Origin of the sequence: Novacetimonas pomaceti (genome assembly GCF_003207955.1) — a bacterium.
Lineage (GTDB): Bacteria > Pseudomonadota > Alphaproteobacteria > Acetobacterales > Acetobacteraceae > Novacetimonas > Novacetimonas pomaceti.
Map to the genome: position 1 here is coordinate 395,158 of NZ_NOXG01000001.1, position 19,769 is coordinate 414,926.

Sequence of the window (19,769 nt, forward strand, 5' to 3'; positions counted from 1 at the left end):
GTCATGCCGATCCCTCCGCGGGTGACGCGGCCGTCTTGCCTGAGGTAAGGCGCCGCGCGCGCTGGCGTGCCTCTTCGCGGCGACGGGTCGCGGCGTCGGGATCCCAGACCTGAAAGATGCGACCCAGTCCCATGAACGTCACCTGTTCCGTCAGGCCCGCATGCGCGCGCAGTGTCTCGGGCAGGAGGATCCGCCCTTCCTTGTCGGCGTCGATGGGATAGGCGTCGGCGTAAAGCGCGGTGGCGAGGTCGTCATGGTCTTCCGAAAAGATGTCCACCTCGTCCAGCGGGCGGGCCAGCGCGGAAAAGGCGGCGCTGGGCCATGCCTCCAGGCAGGGATGCAGGTGGGAAGGGCGCATGATGACAAGCGGTTCGCCCGCGCGGGCCAGGGTGCGCAGGGCGGTGCGGAAGGCCGACGGGATGGAAACCCGCCCCTTGGCATCCAGTCGGTTCTGATGCGTGCCAAGGAATACACTCACGCTGTGCGATGCCCTCCCTGGCATGAATTACAGAAGGTCCGGAACTCTGCCCCCGTGCGGGTGAAGGTGACTCCTTCACTCATCTTCACTGGGTCTGTGTGGGATATCATGGGATTTCATGGGCGGTCAATTAAAGATATCCAAAAGTTGGCGGAAAACCGCTATTGTTCAACGCCGGGGGGCGTAATGGCAGGTAAAGAGGAATATATCCCGCGCATCAGGACCATAATCGTATCCAATCAATGAATGTTTATGTTTTGTTCTTCATGGTGGATACTTACGCGCCGTCGTTGCCGCGATCCGGCGCGGGGCGGGTATTGCAGGCGTGAAGGGATGCCAGACGGTCTGTAAGCCGGGTTCTGTCCGTTCCCGCAGGGGGAACGGGACGACCATTCCTCTGGGACGTGGCTTGCGACACGCCTCACGCGACCAACCCGAACGACGGGGCGGAAGGCCCCTGACGGCGCGAAACGGATTTCGCCCGCCTGTCGTTCCTATTCGGTCTTGCTCCCGGTGGGGTTTGCCCTGCCGCCCATGTTGCCATGCGCGCGGTGCGCTCTTGCCGCACCGTTTCACCCTTGCCCCCAACCCGGCGTCACGTCCGATGGACGCGACATGGGCCGTGGGGGCGGTCTGTTTTCTGTGGCACTGTCCCTGGGGTCGCCCCCGCCGGCCGTTAGCCGGCACCGTTCTTCCGTGGAGCCCGGACTTTCCTCCATCGCTGCGCGGATGCGCACCAACAGCGGTCGTCCGACCGTCTGGCATGCGGAAACTGGCGGTGCATGCGATGCGCGTCAAGGGCTAAAGCCTTGGGACGCGAAAACTTATGATCAGTCAGGAAAGGCGCACAGGTGTCAGCATCCGATGTCCCGGCGTCCGCATGCCACGCGGGCGGACGTCCGCCGGGGCTTTTTACACGTCTCTTCCTGCTGGGGATCAGGCTGCGGTCCTCCAGCAAAAAGCATGTTCCCCATACGCTGGAGGATATCCGCAGGCGCTTTGACCGGCCCTGCTTTCCCAAATGGCTGTCCAGCCTGCAGGTCCGTCGCGTGATCGACATGCGGGTGCCCGGCGCGACCGAACTGCGTCCTGCGCGGTTGTACATCCCATATGGTGAAGTACGCGGCGTGGTCCTGTTCATGCACGGGGGCGGGTATGTGCATTGCGGGCTGAATTCGCATCACGGGATCTGCTGCCGCCTTGCGCGGCAGTCGGGGGCGGCCGTGCTGTCGTTCGATTACCGCCTGGCGCCGGAAAACAAATTCCCGGCGGCGGTGGATGACTGCTGGGCCGCGCTGAACTGGCTCAGGGGTGAGGCCTGGCGCTGGGGTGGCGCCATCGCGGTGGCGGGCGACAGCGCGGGCGGCACGCTGGCCGCCGTCATCAGCCAGATGAACCGCGACCACGGCCATCCCCCCCTTGCCATGCAGCTGCTCTATTACCCGTCGCTGTATGGGGAAAAGGCCGTCCCGTCGCGCGATGCCTATGCAAGCGGCTACATCCTGAGCACGCGGGTGATGGAATGGTATGCGGAGGAGTATATCCGTGACCCGAAGGACCTTTGCGATCCACGTCTGGCGCCCATTTTCGCGGCGTCGCTCGCCAACCTGCCGCCTGCCGTCATCGGGCTTGCGCAGTGCGATCCCTTGCATGACGAGGGGACCGGATACGCGGCGGCGATGCAGAAGGCGGGGTCGGAGGCCGTGACCCGCACGTGGCGCGGCACGGTGCACGGGTTCCTCAATTTCTACGCCTTCCTGCCCGGTGGCAAATCCGCCATCCGTTACGGCGCGCACAGGCTGCGGGCGGCCTTTGCCCGAAAGTCCTGATAAAAGATAAAGGCCCTGATATCGGGACGCGGCATCCTCAGCGCGGCATGGCGTGGAAGACGCCGGGGGTCTGCCAGTCGGTCTGAACACTCTGCGACAGCCGGTCCACCTTGAGGGTGAAAAGGCGTGGCAGGGTGTTGCGATCGCCGGGGCATGACCCCGAATGGCGTTCCATGACATCCAGCTTGGTCGCGTCGGGCGGGTCGTTGCCGTTCAGCACGAACAGCAGGCAGTCCTTGCGGTCGTGCGTCATGCCGTTATGCGTCACGACCGTGCGGAAATGTTCGACAAGGGCGGTGTTGTCGAACCAGCTGACCTTGGAAAATGTCAGCCGGTCTGCCGCCTGGTCCAGCCATCCCATGCGCGCGACCACAAAGGCCAGCAGGGCCATCGGGATCACCATAAGCACCCGGCGGATGATCCGCTGGCGGATCGTCATGGGCGCGCGGGAACGACCGGAAAGGCGGGGGGGGACGGCCATGCGTTATTTCATGTCCTCGTGCCACAGGTGACCCGACTGCGCCAGCAGGTTGCGCGCGCCTTCGGGGCCCCATGTCCCGGCGGGATAGGGTTCCAGCGGGGCCTCGTTCTTGCTCCAGCCCTGCAGGATGGGGTCGATCCATTTCCATGCGGCCTCCACCTCGTCGCGGCGGATGAACAGGATCGGGTCGCCACGCACCACGTCAAGCAGCAGGCGTTCGTAGGAATCGGGATAGCGGATGTTGAACGCCTTCTCGAACTCGATGTTGATGTCCGCCTCGCGCAGGGTCAGGCTGTCGGTCGGGGTCGGGTCCTTGGTGGATACCGACAGCATCACCCCCTCGTCAGGCTGGATGCGGATGATGAGCCGGTTGGGCGCGGGCCTGTTGGTGAAGATCGTCCATGGCGCGGCCTTGAACTGTATCACGACCTCGCTGCACTTTTCCGCCATCCGCTTGCCCGAGCGCAGGTAGAAGGGCACGTTCCCCCACCGCCATGACAGGATTTCGGTCTTCAGCGCGACAAAGGTTTCCGTCTCGCTGGTCACGCCTTCGCCCAGGTCCTCGACATAGCTTCCGACCGTCTGGCCGTTGATCTTGCCGCGCATATACTGCCCGCGCGAGGTATAGATCGCGACCTCCGACGGTTCGATCGGCTTGAGGGCGTGCAGCACCTTGAGCTTTTCGTTGCGCACGCTGTCGGCGTCGAGCGAGACGGGCGGATCCATCGCCACCAGGCACAGGACCTGCAGCAGGTGGTTCTGGATCATGTCGCGCAGGGCGCCGGACTTGTCATAATACGCGCCGCGTCCCTCCACGCCCACGGTCTCCGCGGCCGTGATCTGGACATAGTCGATGGCGTCGCTGGTCCACAGCCGTTCGAACACGGGATTGGCGAACCGCAGCGCGATCAGGTTCTGGACCGTTTCCTTGCCCAGGTAATGGTCGATGCGGAAGATATGGTTTTCGGGGAAATGCTGCCCCACGCTGTCATTGATGGCATTGGCGCTCTGCAGGTCGGTGCCGATCGGCTTTTCCAGGACCACGCGCGACTGGTCGGTGATCAGGCCATGCTTGCTCAGGTTCTCGCAGATCTGTCCATAAAGCGCGGGGGAGGTCGCCAGGTAATAGACCCGGATGCGGCTGTCGGGCTTCGTGTCCAGCAGCGTTTTCAGGTCGGACCAGTGGCTCTGGACTTCCGCGCCGTTGAGGCTGACGTAATACAGCAGGTCGATGAAGCGCGCGACGGTGCTGGCCTCCAGCGCGTCTGCTGCGACATGGTCGTGCAGGGCCTGCTTCGCGCGGCCCTGGTATTCCTCCCGCGACAGGGGGGAGCGCGCCGTGGCGATGATGCGCGCGTCATCGGGGATCTGTCCGTCGCGGAAACGGTAATACAGCGCAGGCAGCAGCTTGCGCATGGTCAGGTCGCCCGTTCCACCGAATACGATGTAGTCGAACGTGTCGACGGGGGGAAGATGTGCCATGAAAATCGGCCTCCTGCCTGGTTCTGTTTCTAGCCCCGTATTGCGCATGCGTGGCACGCCGGCGACACGGATGGGCCGATACCAACGGTCACGACCGATTAGGGCCGCCTTCCGGAGCATGTCAAGCTGGCATTGACCCGCGTCCGCCATCGCGATAAGCCCGCCGTTCGAATGCGTCATCCACGTTGCATGCCCGTGCGCGGCATGGCGGGGTATCGCGCCCCAGTTCACTATATCCGGAGGCAGCAGGCATGAGTGCCGATAATTTCGAAACTGACGAGGGCAGCGCGGCCGTTGGCGGAATTGCTGCCGACCGGCTGCGCAGCATCATTGAACGTATCGAGCGGCTGGAAGAAGAGCGCAAGGCGCTTGCTGGCGATATCAAGGACATCTACACCGAGGCGAAGTCGGCGGGATTTGATACGAAGGTCATCCGCCAGATCATCCGCCTGCGCAAGCAGGAACCGGCCGAGGTGGAGGAACAGGAAACCCTGCTGGACATCTACCGTCGCGCGCTGGGCATGTGATTATCCCCGCCCGGATGGCGGAAGGATGGGGTTGAGGACGTATTGCCTGTCATGATGAAGGTCGAGAGACACCCATGACGATACCATGGCCGGAATGGCTGCCGGGATGGGCGCAGGTGCTGGTCCTGATGGCTGGCCTGCTGTTCGCGGTCCTGTGGATGCTGGTTCCCTTTGCCGTGATCGGCGTCAAGGGACGGCTTGACGCGCTGGCGATGCAGATCGATGACCTGCAGGCGGAACTGCGGGTCATGGCGGTGTCGGGCGCATCCTCCGCCACGCGCGACGGGGCGGAAGCCGCCGCCAGCGAACCCCTGTCGGAGGTCCTGCGGCAGGAGGACGGGGATCGCCGGGCCGACGAAAGGCAGGCAGCCACGCCACCCCCCGCGTGGCGCCTCGACCCCGAGGATCCCGAATGTGATATTCCCGCCTATGAACGCCGCCCCATGGCCCGGTCCGCTCCGCCATGGGCGGGGGAGGAGCCTGACGACGCCGCCCCTCCGCCGCCATCGTCATCACCATCGCCGGATGAAGCGCCCGTCGCCAGCGTGGCACCCATGCCCCCCGATGGACGCGAAGCGGGACATGATGGCGGACAGGCTGCGACCGATACAGCAGGCAGGGCGCCAGCGCGCGATGGCGTGCCCCTGCGCGTCCAGCGCGCGCCCATGCTGAAGAACGGCCCGGCGGACGGGGATACCGGGGTCAGGGCCGCCATGGCGCGAAAGGTGGAGACGGGCATTCCCCGTACCGCCCGCTGGGCGGAACGTCGCCAGAGGTCGGAGCCGACGCTCCGCTGGCCGCCCCGTCGCTGAGCGCCATCAGCGCGGCAGGTCAGGCCGGCTGCGCGCAGGCCCTGTCGCAGAGGACGAGGTCATCGCGGTGAATGAGTTCGTCGCCGCCATGCCAGCCAAGGATCGCCTCGATTTCATCCGACTGGTGTCCGGCAATGCGCACGGCGTCCGCCATGCTGTAGGAAGAAAGGCCATGGGCGATGCGCTGTCCGGACATGTCCGTCACGCTGACCAGATCGCCCCGGTCGAACTCCCCCGATACGGCATGAACCCCGGCAGGCAGGAGGGATGATCCGCTCAGCAGCGCGCGCACCGCGCCATCGTCGATCACCAGATTGCCTGCCGGTGTCAGGCTGCCGCCGATCCATTTCTTTCGCGCCGAGCGCGCGTCAGGCGACGGCAGGAACCATGTGCAGCGCCCGCCATCCATCAGCGCGCGCAGCGGGTGCAGCGGCTTGCCCTGCGCGATGACCATGGCGCATCCTGCCTGCGTGGCGATGCGCGCGGCCATCAGCTTGGTGCGCATCCCGCCAGAGGAATAGCCCGGCGGAGGGGCGCCCCCCATGGCCTCGATCTCGTCGGTCAGGTTTTCGACCAGTGGCAGGTGCCGCGCGGCGGGATCGACACGGGGGTCGGCCGTGTAAAGCCCGTCAATGTCCGACAGCAGGACAAGCTGGTCCGAATTGGTCATCTCCGCCACGCGGGCGGCCAGTCGGTCATTGTCGCCAAAGCGGATTTCCGTCGTGGCGATGGCATCATTTTCATTGATGATCGGGACGCATCCCAGTGTCAGCAGCGTATTGAGCGACGCGCGGGCATTGAGGTAACGGCGGCGATGTTCGGTATCGTCGGGCGTCAGCAGCAGCTGCGCCGCGTTGAGGTCGTGGCGCGACAGGGCATTGGCCCATGCCTGCGCCAGCCGGATCTGCCCGACGGAGGCCGCGGCCTGCTTTTCATCCAGTCGCAGCACCCGCCGCGTCAGGCCGAGCTGGTGGCGGGCAAGGGCGATCGCGCCGGAGGAGACGACGATGACCTGCACCCCGTCCCCCCGCAGCCGCGCGATGTCGGCGGCCACGCTTTCCAGCCATTCCTGCCGGGGGGAGGCGGTCTGCGCATCGACGACCAGCGCGCTTCCGATCTTGACGACAATGCGCTGTCCATTTTTCAGGCTGGGCAGGGTGGGGAAAGCTGTCACGGTCGTGTCTTCCGCGTTGTCAGGCCGGGGTGTCGCGGGTGGCATCTTCGTCGGCGCGGATGCGGGTGATCTGGTCCTGCACCAGGCGCAGGACCCTGTCCACGCCCTGACGCGATACGCCGGACATGGTCATCACCGGCCTTCCGCTGGCCTGTTCCAGAAGCTGGCAGCGTTGCGTGATGTCTTCGGGCGACATGGCGTCGATCTTGTTCAGGACGATGATTTCCGGCTTTTCCGCCAGTCCGCCGCCATATTCCGCCAGTTCATGGCGAATGGTGCGCCATGCCTGCACCACGTCCTCCTGCGTGCCGTCGATCAGGTGGACCAGCACGGCGCAGCGTTCGACATGGCCAAGGAACCGATCGCCCAGTCCGGTGCCCTCGTGCGCGCCCTCGATCAGGCCGGGAATGTCCGCGATGACGAACTCCTCCGTCACCGACAGGCGCACGACGCCAAGCTGGGGATGCAGGGTGGTGAAGGGATAGTCGGCGATCTTGGGCCGTGCGGCGGACACAACGGACAGGAAGGTCGATTTCCCGGCATTCGGCAGGCCGACCAGCCCGACATCGGCAATCAGCTTCAGCCGCAGCCAGACCCAGCGTTCCTCCCCGGGCCAGCCGGGATCGGCGCGGCGCGGCGCGCGGTTGGTGCTGGTCTTGTAATGCGCGTTGCCGCGACCGCCATCGCCGCCACGACACAGCAGCAGTCGCTTGCCCGCCTCGTCCAGATCGCCAAGAAGGGTTTCGCGGTCTTCGTCAAAAATCTGCGTGCCGACGGGAACCTGTATGATGACCGGGGCCGCGGCGGCGCCGGTACGGTCGGACCCCGCGCCGTTTCCGCCCTTGCGCGCGCGGAAATGCTGCGTATAGCGAAAATCGATCAGGGTATTGAGATTGTCGACGGCCACGAAGATGATATCGCCGCCGCGTCCGCCATTGCCGCCATCGGGGCCGCCGAATTCAATGTATTTTTCGCGCCTGAACGCAATGACGCCATCGCCGCCATCGCCGGATTTCACGAAAATTTTGGCCTGATCAAGAAACTTCATCGCTCACGGGTCCGATCTGGGCCGGTGGCAGCCCCATGGACGTGTCTGATATCAGAAACACGCCGTGGTATCGATACGAAAAGGGGACGGCCCCACGTGACCGTCCCCCCTTGGTCTGAACTGTCTCCCGGGTGGGAGCAGTTTTTATTCCGCGGCTGCGGGCAGGGCTTCGACCGAAACATGCACGCGGCCTTCGGCGCGGCGTTCGAACTTCACATGCCCGTCGACGAGCGAGAAGATCGTGTGGTCGCGGCCAAGGCCGACATTGGTGCCGGGCTTCATCTTCGTGCCGCGCTGGCGCACGATGATGTTGCCTGCGACGACGCTTTCGCCGCCGAACTTCTTGACGCCGAGACGGCGACCGGCGCTATCGCGTCCGTTGCGGGAAGAACCGCCTGCCTTTTTTTGTGCCATTGCCTGAACTCCTGAAACTTGTTGACTGATCTTGACCTGGACCGGCGGGCATCAATCGCTGCCCCCGGTCCGGGGATCAGGCAGCGTTGATTGCGGCGATACGCACCACGGTCACGGGCTGACGGTGGCCGTTCTTGCGGCGGCTGTTCTGCCGACGGCGCTTCTTGAAGATGATCACCTTCGCCAGGCGGTCCTGCGCGATGACGGTCGCGGTGACGGTCGCGCCGGCAACGGTGGGGCTGCCGATCGTGGTGGAACCTTCGCCGCCGACGGCCAGGACCTGATCGAACGTGATGGTGGCGCCGGCTTCGGCTTCCAGCTTCTCGACCTTCAGGACGGTGTCCTTGGAAACGCGGTACTGCTTTCCGCCGGTGCGGATAACTGCGAACATAATTCTCTGTCTTTCCGATCTCTGGGTCAGCGCGGCACCGTCAGGATGTTGGTGCAGGCGGCGTGGCCCGGTCGCTTTTTCACGTTGGCCGCGAACCATGCGCGGCACCCCCCGTCTGCGCGGGGGTATGAGGGCAGGCTTCTAATCGGCGGGGGACGGTCCGTCAATCGTTATTCCCGATTCCGCGCATGTTTCGCGCGCGGGCGCAAAAAACATCCGCAACCCCTTGCGCGCGTTGCATGTCCACCGTATAAGCCCGCACCAACGCCGCTGACATCAGGAGAGGTGCCGGAGCGGTCGAACGGGGCGGTCTCGAAAACCGTTGTGCGTGCAAGCGTACCGTGGGTTCGAATCCCACCCTCTCCGCCAGATGTCATGTCCAGTGCCGTCACGCCGACGCCTTTCGCGCGACAGCCGTCCCATCTGGGACACGGGCGTATCCTTCCCCGACAATATGTGCCGGTCCTGCCTGTAGAGCCTGCGTCAGGCCGCGTTTCCTGCCCGTGCGACGTTTTCAGTCGCGCTCATGCACCAGTCGGCCCGCGACGTAGGTGGCGCGGACACTGCGGTCACCCCCCAGCATCATCAGTGAAAACAGCAGGTCGCTGATCGAATCGCACGACTGGACCCGCAATGCCTGCAACGGCGTCGCCGCAGGGTCGAGGATGCACAGGTCCGCCTCCATCCCCGGCGCGATCGTCCCGATCCTGTGGTCGAGGTGCAGCGCCCGCGCCCCGCCCGCCGTCGCCAGCCAGAAGGCCTGTACCGGATGAAGGCGATGACCCGTTCCCTGCGCGACCTTGTAGGCTTCGTTAAGGCTCTGCAGTTGCGACAGGCTGGTACCCGCGCCGATGTCGGTGCCCAGCCCGACCCGGACCGGGCGTTTCGGGTCGAGGGCATCGAACAGCCGGAAGCTGCCACTGCCGAGGAACAGGTTGGAGGTCGGGCAATGGGCCAGCGCGCATCCGGCATGATGGCAGGTCGTCAGGTCCTGTTCATCGACATGGATGGCATGGCCCAGGATGGCGCGCGGACGCACAAGGCCGGCATGCGCATACACGTCGAGATAGGAGCGGCGCGCCGGGAACAGGGTGCGCACCCATTCGACCTCGGCCAGGTTTTCCGCAAGGTGCGTCTGCATGAAAAGCGTGTCGTCATGGGCGAGCAGGGCACCGGCAAGTTCAAGCTGCCCTTCGCTGCTGGTGGGGGCGAAGCGCGGGGTTACGGCATACATCTGCCGCCCGCGTCCGTGCCAGCGGCGTATCAGCGCGAGGGAGTCGTCATATCCGCCCTGTGCCGTATCGCGCAGGGCTGGCGGCGCGTTGCGATCCATCAGGACCTTCCCGGCGATCATCAGGGTATCGAGGCGCTCTGATTCGCGAAAGAACGCCTCGACTGACTGGGGATGGACCGTGCAGAACACGGCCGCCGTCGTCGTGCCGCACCGCAGCAGCTCGGCCAGGAAACGCCGCGCGATGTCCTGCGCATAAACCGGGTCGCAAAAGCGGCTTTCGGTCGGGAAGGTGTAGCGTTCCAGCCATTCCAGCAGCTGCTCGCCATAGGCGGCGATCATCGGCAGCTGCGGGTAATGGACGTGCGTGTCGATGAAACCGGCCGAAATCAGGCTGTCGGGATAATGTACGACGCGGGTATCTGATGGCAGGTCGGGGTGGACGTCCACATACGCGCCGAGTGTTACAATCCGTCCGTCGCGGATCACGACCGCGCCGTCTTCCTCATGATACAGCGCGTCGAGCGGGTCGCAGGTGAAAGGGTTGTCGCGGAACGTGACGACCCGACCCCGCAGGACCAGCGTTTCAGGGGGCAGGGTTTCGGTCGGGTGCGTCTGTGTCATCTGGCCCTGATCGCTGGTGCGGGGATGGAATGGCGGCCCTCAGCCTTTCCTGCGCGTCACGGGCCGCCATTCGTGTTCCTAGCCGATCATCTCGCTGGAGCGATAGGGCTGCGATGCGTCAAGGAAAGCGGCATTGGCATCAAGTTCGTAAGAGATGACCAGAAGATAGGCAATGGCGCGTGTCATCTCCACACGGGCGGTGATGTTGGTTTCCTTGCCCTCCAGCGTCCGCAGCACCCGCGTGGCGCTGCGCGCGACCCGCGCCGTGCGGCCATAACGCCCGCTGAACTGCGCCATGCGGTGCAGGAACAGCGAGATCGCGCGGTTGGCCGATTCCGGCAGCTGGCTGCGTTCGAGGACGACGCGCAGGCGGATGATGTTCAGCCCGATCGTCATGGCGGACAGCGTGCCCTGCAGATAGGCCTCGATCGTGGGGGAGGGCGTGGGCCCCGCATGGCGGATCAGGCGGGAGAAACGGTCGGTGTTGCGCCCGATCCATGCCCGTGCCTGCGGCAGCGGATTGGCCGAGGCCAGGTGCCGCAGGTCATGCAGCGTGCGGTTGCGCATGCGCCAGCGTTCCTCGTCGCTGTTGAATGGCAGCACGGCGCGGAAAATCAGGACCGCGAATCCGATACTGCACAGCAGGGCGAACGAGGCGTTAAAATAGGCGATTTCGTTCAGGCGCGTCTGGTTGCCCGGCCCGACAAGGTTGGGCAGGAACAGGGAATACGACGCCGCCGCCCCCGCCGTGGCGGGATTGCGCGCCGCAAGGCCGCCGGCAATCATCGGCAGGGCCAGGATGGCCGCCAGCATTTCGAATTCCGCCGGTCGCGGCAGGAACAGCAGCACCAGGAAGGCCGATACGAACACGGCCCAGCACGCGCCGCGCAGGAAGTTCATGGTTCCCAGCACCGGGTTTTCACGCGTGGCGAACAGGCCGCATGTCACGGCCACCATGGTAATGAACCCGATGCCGTTCGACCATGCCGTGATTTCCCAGATCAGCGCGGATGCCCCGATCGCCACGGCGGCGCGGACGCCGTTATACAGCGCCTCCTTGAAATCGCGGTGGGCCTGCAGGCGGAAATGGAAATGGTCGCCCCGGATTTCGTGCTGGCTGGCGTCGAATTCCTCGATCGCCTGTTCCAGCTCGCCCAGAAGCTCGTCCAGCGCGTTGTGCAGGATGCGGCAGTTGAGCAGGCGCTCGATGGTTTCGGTATCGTGCGGCTCCGTCGCGGCGAGTTCCTCCGTCAGGGCGTCGATGATGCGCTGGCGGCATACGCTGCGCAGGTCCTGAAGGTCGCTCAGCAGCTGCGGTATCTGCGCATCGGATTCCAGGCGGGCGGGCAGGCCCAGCAGGTAGGTGCGGGTCAGCAGGCTGGTTTCGGTAAAGACGGGGTTGATCGTGCCCAGCGCCTTGATGCGCGCCATCATCCCCAGCCCGCGCGACAGCAGGACCGACACGGCGGCCAGCGCCGCGCGCGCGTGATCGCCCTCATGCCCGTGGGGGCCCATCTCGACCTCGCTGAATTCGATCTGGTCGTTGATGGACAGGATGGTGCCGAACAGGGCGCGTGAACGCACGAAGGCCTGCTCGTCGCCCGCCAGGAGGTTGGCGACCGCCTGTGTCGAGGTGCTCAGCGCCGTCTGGATTTTCTGCCGCATGTTCTTTTTCGCGGCGGAGGCAAGGTTATGCGCGAACAGGACCGCGACCAGCGTCTCGCACGAAATGCCCAGCACGATATAGGTCGTGCGCGACATCGTTATCATGAAGATGTTGTCGGGATCCTGACTGGCCGCCAGCGCGATGATGGCGCAGGTATAGCCCGACAGCACCAGCGCGTAGGAACGGAAGTTGCGCACCAGCGTCGCGCACCCGCAGCATATCCCGATCCAGATGCTCAGCGCAGGAAAGAACAGCCATGGCGCCTGCGGAAAGGAGCAGACGATCACCACGGCGCTGATCGCCCCGAGCGCCGTGCCCACAAGGCGCCATCGCGCCTTCGACAGGCTTTCCCCGCGCGATCCCTGCGCCACGATCCAGACCGTCATGGCCGCCCAGGGCGGGCTGTCGAGTTCCATCCACATCGCGATGGTCAGCGCCATCAGCGCCGCGAAGGTCGTGCGCAGGGCAAAGGCCAGTGCCTCTGGCGTGGGAGCGTAGAGCCATTTCAGGCGGCTCATGCGGTTGTAGCCGGGGGGGGAGAGAATCGAAAAATCTCGTCCGCGAAAGACACGCGCGATAAGGGAGGGAACAATCTTCAGGTCAGCTGGCACAATATGCGGCTTCCGGCGGTACTGGGGGCGGTCCCTTGATAAACCAAGATCGCGGCAGGTAACGGTGCCGGGAGCGCATATCAGTCATTGGCTTTCCTCGTGGCAGGGCCGGGCTGTATGCCACATGAAAGAAAACAGCCGCCTTATTTGTTCCATGCGCGGATGAATGAGATACGCATCACGATGAAATCAGGCTGCGGGCCAGGCGCAGATCCTCCACAAACCGTGCATATTCGCGTTCCCGCGCCTCGGCCGTGGGCTGGCGCAGCAGGAATGACGGATGCACCGTCACCAGTCCCTGTGTCGCGTCATCAAGCGGGATCGGGTGCGATCTCTCCCGTCCTATAACGACAGGGCGTTGCAGGATTGCACTGGCCGCAGTCGCGCCCAGCATGACCAGAAGGCGCGGGCGGACCAGCCGGCGTTCCGCCCGCAGCCATGGCGCGCAGGCCCTGATTTCCTCCATCCCGGCTTTCTGGTGGATGCGCCGGCCGTTGCGCCGGAAAAATTTGAAATGCTTGACCGTGTTTGTCACGTACACGTCGTCGCGCGCGATGCCGACTTCCTGCAGGGCGCGGTCGAACAGCTGTCCCGCGGGGCCGACAAAGGGACGGCCGACCAGATCCTCCTGATCGCCCGGCTGTTCGCCCACGAACATGAGGGAGGCGGTCACGCTGCCTTCGCCAAAGACGGTCTGGGTCGCATGATGCGCCATGGGGCAGATCAGGCAGGACCGTGCGGTTTCCGTCACGGCGGGCAGGGAGGTGATGCGTTCGATGTCCATCCCCTCCGCCAGCGCCAGCGCGGGCGGGGGGAAAGAGGCCGGGCTGGCATCGCGTAATGCTCCCTCCAGATGGAGGGTATTGCCGTCCCATCGCATCGTGCGCTCGCCCATTTCAAGGCGCCATGGCTGGAACGAAAGCTGCAGCGTGATGAAGCGTGCGTTGCATTCGGGGGCGAAGCTGGCCGGTGCGTCGCAGGTGTCCTCCCACATGCCTGTGTCCTCGTCGTGACGCAGTTGCGCGGCGAGGGCACGCAAGGCCCGCGTATCGTTGCGCACGTCTTCGGCCAGTGCCTCGGCCCGTGCGATGTCCGGGGCGGGGGCGCGGTCGTGCTGTCCGTTCCTGCTGGCGACATGATGCGCGATCAGGCTGTAGGCCAGTCCGAACCGGTCGGACGCCTGCGTCTGAAGGACATCGCCCGCCATTTGCATGACGGCGCGTGAAACGCCAAAGGTCGCGCGGGGCGCAGGGGTGTCCGTCAGCGGCGTCGCAAGGCCGGGCGCGCCAGCCGATGTCGTCGGGTCCTGGATGTCCCACACGATGTCTTCGGGCCTGATGTCGTGCAGGATCAGGGTGCGCGTGGCATTGCGCCAGGTCGCGAAATCCAGGCCGTGGGCCAGAAGGACGGTAGGCATGACAGGAACCCTGCGTGGTATCGGATAAGGTCGTGCGAACCGGGAAGGGTCAACCCTGCCGGGCGAGGGTCCACAACTGTCCCACCCGGTTGCCCGAACGGCAGTAACCCAGGATGGGGCCATCCATTTCCTGAAGCGCCCTGCGCATTTCCGTGACCTCGTGCTGCGTGATCTGTCCCGGCACGACGGGCAGGAATGCGAACTGCAGTCCGGCGGCAAGCGTGGCGTCCTTCAGGCTTTCCGCCGTTGGCTGGCCATATTCTTCCCCGTCGGGGCGCATGCAGATGATGCCGCGAAAGCCCTGACGGACAATTTCCGGCATGTCGGCGGGCGTGATCTGCGAGGCTGCGGTGAAATCGGGGCTGAGGGGATAGAGTTGCATCGTATTGATCCTGATGGGATAGGGGCCGCGAGTTGTCCTGATATGCCTCCTTTCGTGGGCGCGGGGCAAATGATTAGTAAATTAATATATTCGTGTATGTAAAATAATCCTTATGTCGTGTAAACTTTACGGTCGCAAACGACATATTCATATCGTGGGAACGATGTCCTTCATCAAAGCATGCGTCCGGGAAAATGTTTGGAAAGATATTCGGGAACCCGGCCGGCTTTGCATGCGGACGACGCGCCGATAGGGAATGGCTCTTTCTTTTTTCTGATGCCGAGTGCGGCAGTATTACGGTAACCGATCATGAATGCGATAGTAGAAAACCTTCCGCGCACGCGGGGGGCTGCCGAACTTCTGGCCCAGCGCCTGCGTCTTTTCGCACAGCCACAGCGGCTTCTTGTGCTGGCCACCCTGCTGGAGGGGGAAAAGAGCGTCGGGCAGATCGAAAGCGCGACAAATATAGGGCAGCCTACGTTGAGCCAGCAACTGGCGGAACTGCGCCGCGCGGAAATAGTCGTCACCCGCAAGGAGGCGCGGCAGGTCATCTACCGGATCATTACGGATGAGGAAGCCATGCGCATCCGTTTCATGTTTTCGATAATGGATCCATCTGTCGATATCCATGAGATCGTGGCAAGGGTCGGTGAAGGCGCCATCGAGGAGGTGAATACAGATGTGTCGCGCCCTTCCGTGGTTTCGGCGGCGCGTTTCGTGCGTATTGCATCGCCGGAATAGGGGAGTATTTCCGTCATTCCCGGTGTTATGACATGGCGATGCGTGGATGGTTCCTGTCATGGGGTTGCAACTGAATAATCGTTATTTCAACATCCCCCCAATGTTACATCAAGTTTCAATATGAAAATGTAATTTATGATCCGGGCTTTCCGGATTTCCTGCGCCAGCAGAACATACGCCATGAAATCCACTGTCGCGGGGCATGTCAGGGCGACCGTTTCCCGGGGGAGTCGGGATGTTTATTGAGCATGTTTCGTTATTTTAATTTGATTTTGGATGAAACGAGTATTGTATCCGGTGCTTTTATTGGCTACTGCGTATTCGGGGCAGGGGTGGTGCCTGTATTGAAATGGCATTTGTCACGATTAAAGAATTGGAACAGAATTATGTCCGACGCTGAGCAGGATTTCTCCTTTCTTGAACTGACCACGCAGATCGTGTCAGCTCATGTCTCAAATAATGCCGTGGGAGCAGATACTGTCCCGGATCTTATCAAGCAGGTCTATCAGGCCCTGACCTCGCTGGACCAGCCGGCGGTGGAGCCGGAAAAGCTGCAGCCTGCCGTGCCGATCAAGCGGTCCGTGTTCCCCGACTATATCGTCTGCCTGGAAGATGGAAAGAAGCTCAAGATGCTCAAGCGGCATCTGCAGAGCGCCTATGGCATGACCCCCGAACAGTATCGGGAACGCTGGGGCCTGCCGAGCGATTATCCGATGGTTGCCCCCAACTATGCTGAACGCCGCTCCACGCTGGCGCGTGAAATCGGTCTGGGACGCAAGATCACGGCCGCATCCGCCGAAACCCCCGCCGAAGCTCCGGCCAAGTCGCGTCGTGGGCGCAAGTCTGCCTGATTTTCGCGCGGACATGACTGCGTATTCCCACAGACGTTTTCCTTTAAGGGGAGCGTATTTGAAGGCGGATTGCCGATTAAAATAATTAAGGTTTCCGGGCGCTGCTTTTTTTTAAGCAGCGTTCATGGAAGCCATCCGGAAATCATTTTGCCAGAGCTTCTTTGTAATTACGCGAAATTATAGGAAGTTTTTGGATTGTTCCTGATTCTGTCACGGGATTTCCATGGTCCCGTGTCGGATGATGCTGGTGCGGGATAAAGATTCTGGTTCCGGATCCGGCATCGTTACTTTGTCGTATTGTCTCGATCGGCATCTTCGCCTGTGTCCCGTGGACGGAGCGGGCGAATGGGGGGCGACCTGTCCTTTTGCCGGCATATCGGTTCAATTGCCGCTTCTGATATGTCACTGCCATGCTGGGGATGAATCGCGCGGGCAGTCGTCATTCCATGACATCGCGGGACTCCGGCGTGATGCCGTTGCCGAATGCGCGCAATGGAAAAACAGGCCTGTTTTGACGGAAATCCCCTCTCCATCAGCGGGTTATGTGATCACAGTTTCGGCATCATTCTGGTTCCACAATCATTCTGGATTGACCGATGCGAACGGGGGACCTCATGCGGGACATGAGTATTCTCCGCGCCTGCGCGGCCGGGGCGGGGTATCGACCTGCCTGTCTTCCCTGCCAATGAACGGACAGCCACGCCCGCCGGGCATGTATCGATTGTCAGCGGCGGAATGGTTGATCTTGCCGGGCGTGATTTGCGGCTTCTATGATTGCCTGTCCGCAGGCCGGGCGGTTGCCTCGTGACAGGGATGATGGAGGTGGGCGCCTGTCCCTATGCTGATGCGTAGGGCCTGTCCCTTGAACGGGTTGGGTAAATCTGGATGGATGGCGCATGTTGCCCATCCGGCAGGGAATGTCGCGGTCATGGATGGATATGAAACCGGATACTTCATTTCATCTTGACGGGAGGCCACATCTGTTGGGAAGTGTCAGGGACCTTGTTACGAAGGCGGATCGTATGAATGGCCTTTTTCAACGGGATACGGACCTTGACGAAGCCGTTGCGATCTGGAAACCTTAATTTACATTAAATACAGAGGGAAGCAGGATGACCAAATCGGAGTTGATTGCCGAACTTGCCGCAGCCAATCCACATCTTCCCGCTCGTGATATAGAGCAGATTGTCCAGACGATATTTCATGAAATCAGTGCCGCGCTGGCGCGTGGCGATCGCGTAGAATTACGTGGTTTTGGTGCATTTACGGTAAAGAAGCGTGATTCCCGTACCGGTCGCAACCCGCGCACTGGTGAAATCGTCGCTGTCGAGGAAAAGGTGGTTCCATTCTTCAAGGCGGGCAAGGAACTGCGTGAACGGGTCAACCATCAGGGCAGCGCGGAAGCCTGAATCCCACTTGCAAAAGCGTCCTGCCCCATCAGGAAACGAAAAAAGGCTCTGTATCTCTGACAGAGCCTTTTTTCACATGATCGGTTTTTTCGTGAAAGTCAGTGCCGGGCGTTGATTTCCGCCAGCAGGAAGTCACGGAATACCGCCACGCGCTTGGATGTGCGCAGTTCCTCGGGATACACGAAATAGGCATCCACGGTCGGAAGGGGAACTTCCGGCAGGATCTTCACCAGGTTGGGATACTGGTTGGCGGCGTAAAGCGGGATGGACCCGATGCCGATGCCCGCGGCGATGGCGCCCGCCATGGCGGCCAGGCTGTTGACCTCCAGCCGTGCCTGACGGCGTTCATCGGAAGGAACCCCGGTTTCCGCCAGCCAGTTGATATGCGGCACGGGCGGGTGATACCCCCCGAACAGCACCAGCTTGTGGGCATTGAGTTCCTCAAGCGTGGTGGGGGTGCCGTGTTCGTTCAGGTAGGACTGCGCGGCGTAGATCGGCAGCGGGAAGTCGGCAAGGTGCCGCTGGATCAGGTCCGGCTGGCGGGGGGGATGCATGCGCACCGCCACGTCGGCCTCCCGCATGCCCAGGTCCAGATCATTGTCCTCAAGGATGAGGGTGATGGAAATATCCGGATTGGTGTCCATGAAACGGTGCAGGCGTGGTGTCAGCCAGCACGTGCCAAACCCGGTGGTGGTCGTGACACGCAGCCGCCCGGCCGCCTTTTCCTTGCTTTCGGTCAGCAGCGACTGCGTCATCGCCAGCTTGGAAAAGACTTCACGCACCGTCTGGTTCAGGGTTTCGCCCTGTTCGGTCAGGATCAGGCCACGTGCGTGCCGATGGAAGAGGGGGACCTGCAGTGCTTCTTCCAGGGCGGAAATCTGTCGGGACACCGCGGACTGGCTCAGATTGAGCACGTCGCCCGCATGGGTGAACGACCCGGCTTCGGCTACTGCATGAAATATCCGGAGTTTATCCCAGTCCACGCGTTGACTCCGTTCCTAATTATAAAGTTGCCATTTGTTATGACGTTCTGGCTGTGGTGAAGGAAATACCAGAGCAGGTCAAGAACTATGGCCACTTTTGGGCGGATTTTCTGCCAGAAAACGTTCTGCTTCCAGCGCGGCCATGCATCCGGTGCCTGCCGCGGTGATGGCCTGGCGGAAGATTCTGTCCTGCACGTCGCCGGCGGCGAACACGCCTGGCACCGATGTGCGGGTGCTGCCCGGCGTGGTGACGATATAGCCATCGGCGGCGATGTCCACCTGGCCCCTGAACAGGTCGGTGTTCGGGCTGTGGCCGATGGCCACGAACACGCCGTCGGTATCCACCGTCGCCGGCTTTCCCGTCACGATATCGTGAACTTCAATGTGGGTGACGACCGGGGGCGTTCCCGACCCGGCGACGCGATCGACAACCGTGTTCCACATGACCGAAACCCGGGGATTGGCAAACAGGCGGTCCTGCAGGATTTTTTCCGCCCGCAGCGTATCGCGCCGGTGGATCAGCGTCACATGCGCCGCGTGATGGGTCAGGTAGAGGGCTTCCTCCACCGCGGTGTTGCCGCCCCCGATGACGACCACCCGCTTGCCGCGATAGAAAAAGCCGTCGCACGTCGCGCAGGCTGACACGCCACTGCCCTGGAATTCCTTTTCGCCGGGGATGCCCAGCCACCGCGCCTGCGCCCCGGTCGCGATGACGATGCTGCGCGCCAGATAGATGTCTTCCGAATCCCCCACGGCCCTGAACATTCCCGTCTGCGGATCCGCCGTCAGGGTGCATGAAACGATGATGTCGTCGATCAGGCGCGTGCCCACATGTTCCGCCTGCGCCGCCATCTGCGCCATCAGTTCGGGACCCTGCACCCCCTTGGCGAAGCCGGGATAGTTTTCGACGTCCGTCGTGATCATCAGCTGCCCCCCCGGCTGCAGGCCGGCGACAAGGATGGGGGACAGGCTGGCGCGGGCCGCATAGATGGCGGCGGTATATCCGGCGGGGCCTGCGCCGATGACAAGCAGGTCGGTGGTGTATGTATTGGGCATGGAATCAAAACCGTTATGGTCACTGGGATGGTCAATGGGGATAGTCACTGGGGACGATGGGATTGGTATGATCGTCCACTGGCGCGAAGGCAAGGGTTAGGGTAGGAGAGGCGTCATCACCGCGATACCGGGACAGGAGACGATCCCGGTAGAATTATGATT

The 19,769-nt window shown here is 62.9% G+C and carries 20 protein-coding genes, 1 tRNA gene and 1 other RNA gene; 8 read left to right on the plus strand and 14 right to left on the minus strand.

The window, feature by feature from the left end:
• Position 1: 1 nt before the first annotated feature.
• Positions 2-478: a division/cell wall cluster transcriptional repressor MraZ gene (gene mraZ / locus CFR71_RS01850; RefSeq protein WP_110526279.1), complete on the minus strand. Its 477-nt coding sequence runs from the start codon at positions 476-478 to the stop codon at positions 2-4.
• Positions 479-810: 332 nt separating this feature from the next.
• An RNA gene (gene rnpB, locus CFR71_RS01855) (RNase P RNA component class A) lies at positions 811-1,240 on the minus strand.
• An 89-nt stretch (positions 1,241-1,329) separates the two neighbouring features.
• On the opposite strand from rnpB, the gene CFR71_RS01860 reads away from it, so the two are divergent.
• Entirely contained in the window at positions 1,330-2,307 is a 978-nt protein-coding gene (locus CFR71_RS01860; protein WP_110526283.1) for an alpha/beta hydrolase, read from the plus strand.
• Between the two features lie 37 nt (positions 2,308-2,344).
• Here CFR71_RS01860 and CFR71_RS01865 read toward each other — a convergent pair whose 3' ends face one another.
• Complete coding sequence (locus tag CFR71_RS01865; protein ID WP_110526285.1) at positions 2,345-2,788, minus strand: hypothetical protein; 444 nt, start codon at positions 2,786-2,788, stop codon at positions 2,345-2,347.
• A 3-nt stretch (positions 2,789-2,791) separates the two neighbouring features.
• Positions 2,792-4,270: a glucose-6-phosphate dehydrogenase gene (zwf, locus tag CFR71_RS01870; RefSeq protein WP_110526288.1), complete on the minus strand. Its 1,479-nt coding sequence runs from the start codon at positions 4,268-4,270 to the stop codon at positions 2,792-2,794.
• Between the two features lie 251 nt (positions 4,271-4,521).
• On the opposite strand from zwf, the gene CFR71_RS01875 reads away from it, so the two are divergent.
• Positions 4,522-4,797 carry a DUF2312 domain-containing protein gene (locus CFR71_RS01875; RefSeq protein WP_110526291.1) on the plus strand — a complete coding sequence of 92 codons (276 nt, stop codon included), beginning with the start codon at positions 4,522-4,524 and terminating at the stop codon, positions 4,795-4,797.
• A gap of 74 nt (positions 4,798-4,871) precedes the next feature.
• Positions 4,872-5,609: a hypothetical protein gene (locus CFR71_RS01880; protein ID WP_110526294.1), complete on the plus strand. Its 738-nt coding sequence runs from the start codon at positions 4,872-4,874 to the stop codon at positions 5,607-5,609.
• A gap of 19 nt (positions 5,610-5,628) precedes the next feature.
• On the opposite strand, the gene proB is transcribed toward CFR71_RS01880, so the two are convergent.
• The 4 genes from proB to rplU form a co-directional block, all read right to left on the minus strand.
• A complete protein-coding gene (gene proB / locus CFR71_RS01885; protein ID WP_110526625.1) occupies positions 5,629-6,783 on the minus strand; it encodes a glutamate 5-kinase in 1,155 nt (384 codons plus the stop codon).
• A gap of 19 nt (positions 6,784-6,802) precedes the next feature.
• A complete protein-coding gene (gene obgE, locus CFR71_RS01890; protein ID WP_110526299.1) occupies positions 6,803-7,831 on the minus strand; it encodes a GTPase ObgE in 1,029 nt (342 codons plus the stop codon).
• A 144-nt stretch (positions 7,832-7,975) separates the two neighbouring features.
• Positions 7,976-8,245 carry a 50S ribosomal protein L27 gene (rpmA, locus tag CFR71_RS01895; RefSeq protein WP_110526302.1) on the minus strand — a complete coding sequence of 90 codons (270 nt, stop codon included), beginning with the start codon at positions 8,243-8,245 and terminating at the stop codon, positions 7,976-7,978.
• 76 nt (positions 8,246-8,321) lie between these two features.
• Complete coding sequence (rplU, locus tag CFR71_RS01900) at positions 8,322-8,636, minus strand: 50S ribosomal protein L21 (protein WP_110526305.1); 315 nt, start codon at positions 8,634-8,636, stop codon at positions 8,322-8,324.
• A gap of 279 nt (positions 8,637-8,915) precedes the next feature.
• Here rplU and CFR71_RS01905 point away from each other — a divergent pair.
• Positions 8,916-9,005, plus strand: a tRNA-Ser gene (locus CFR71_RS01905).
• Between the two features lie 145 nt (positions 9,006-9,150).
• On the opposite strand, the gene guaD is transcribed toward CFR71_RS01905, so the two are convergent.
• The 4 genes from guaD to CFR71_RS01925 all read right to left on the minus strand — a co-directional run bounded on the left by guaD (position 9,151) and on the right by CFR71_RS01925 (position 14,567).
• On the minus strand, positions 9,151-10,491 hold the full coding sequence (gene guaD / locus CFR71_RS01910; RefSeq protein ID WP_110526308.1) for a guanine deaminase: 1,341 nt from the start codon (positions 10,489-10,491) through the stop codon (positions 9,151-9,153).
• A gap of 78 nt (positions 10,492-10,569) precedes the next feature.
• Positions 10,570-12,768, minus strand: coding sequence for an FUSC family protein (locus tag CFR71_RS01915; RefSeq protein WP_110526311.1), 2,199 nt, complete (start codon positions 12,766-12,768; stop codon positions 10,570-10,572).
• A 178-nt stretch (positions 12,769-12,946) separates the two neighbouring features.
• Complete coding sequence (locus CFR71_RS01920) at positions 12,947-14,185, minus strand: UdgX family uracil-DNA binding protein (RefSeq protein ID WP_110526314.1); 1,239 nt, start codon at positions 14,183-14,185, stop codon at positions 12,947-12,949.
• Between the two features lie 49 nt (positions 14,186-14,234).
• The gene (locus tag CFR71_RS01925; protein ID WP_110526317.1) at positions 14,235-14,567 is read right to left on the minus strand and encodes a TIGR01244 family sulfur transferase; all 333 of its coding nucleotides are present in this window, start codon (positions 14,565-14,567) and stop codon (positions 14,235-14,237) included.
• A gap of 309 nt (positions 14,568-14,876) precedes the next feature.
• Here CFR71_RS01925 and CFR71_RS01930 point away from each other — a divergent pair, with 309 nt between their 5' ends.
• The 4 genes from CFR71_RS01930 to ihfB all read left to right on the plus strand — a co-directional run bounded on the left by CFR71_RS01930 (position 14,877) and on the right by ihfB (position 17,568).
• Complete coding sequence (locus tag CFR71_RS01930) at positions 14,877-15,308, plus strand: ArsR/SmtB family transcription factor (RefSeq protein WP_110526320.1); 432 nt, start codon at positions 14,877-14,879, stop codon at positions 15,306-15,308.
• Between the two features lie 386 nt (positions 15,309-15,694).
• Positions 15,695-16,159 carry a MucR family transcriptional regulator gene (locus CFR71_RS01935; RefSeq protein WP_110526323.1) on the plus strand — a complete coding sequence of 155 codons (465 nt, stop codon included), beginning with the start codon at positions 15,695-15,697 and terminating at the stop codon, positions 16,157-16,159.
• Positions 16,160-16,397: 238 nt separating this feature from the next.
• Positions 16,398-16,967, plus strand: coding sequence for a hypothetical protein (locus CFR71_RS16095; RefSeq protein ID WP_133251083.1), 570 nt, complete (start codon positions 16,398-16,400; stop codon positions 16,965-16,967).
• Between the two features lie 304 nt (positions 16,968-17,271).
• Entirely contained in the window at positions 17,272-17,568 is a 297-nt protein-coding gene (ihfB, locus tag CFR71_RS01940) for an integration host factor subunit beta (protein WP_110526326.1), read from the plus strand.
• A 98-nt stretch (positions 17,569-17,666) separates the two neighbouring features.
• Here ihfB and CFR71_RS01945 read toward each other — a convergent pair whose 3' ends face one another.
• Together CFR71_RS01945 and trxB are read right to left on the minus strand one after the other, a co-directional pair.
• Entirely contained in the window at positions 17,667-18,551 is an 885-nt protein-coding gene (locus tag CFR71_RS01945; protein ID WP_040510888.1) for a LysR family transcriptional regulator, read from the minus strand.
• Positions 18,552-18,629: 78 nt separating this feature from the next.
• Positions 18,630-19,607, minus strand: a complete 978-nt coding sequence (gene trxB, locus CFR71_RS01950; protein WP_110526328.1) for a thioredoxin-disulfide reductase — start codon at positions 19,605-19,607, stop codon at positions 18,630-18,632.
• Between the last annotated feature and the right edge of the window lie 162 nt (positions 19,608-19,769).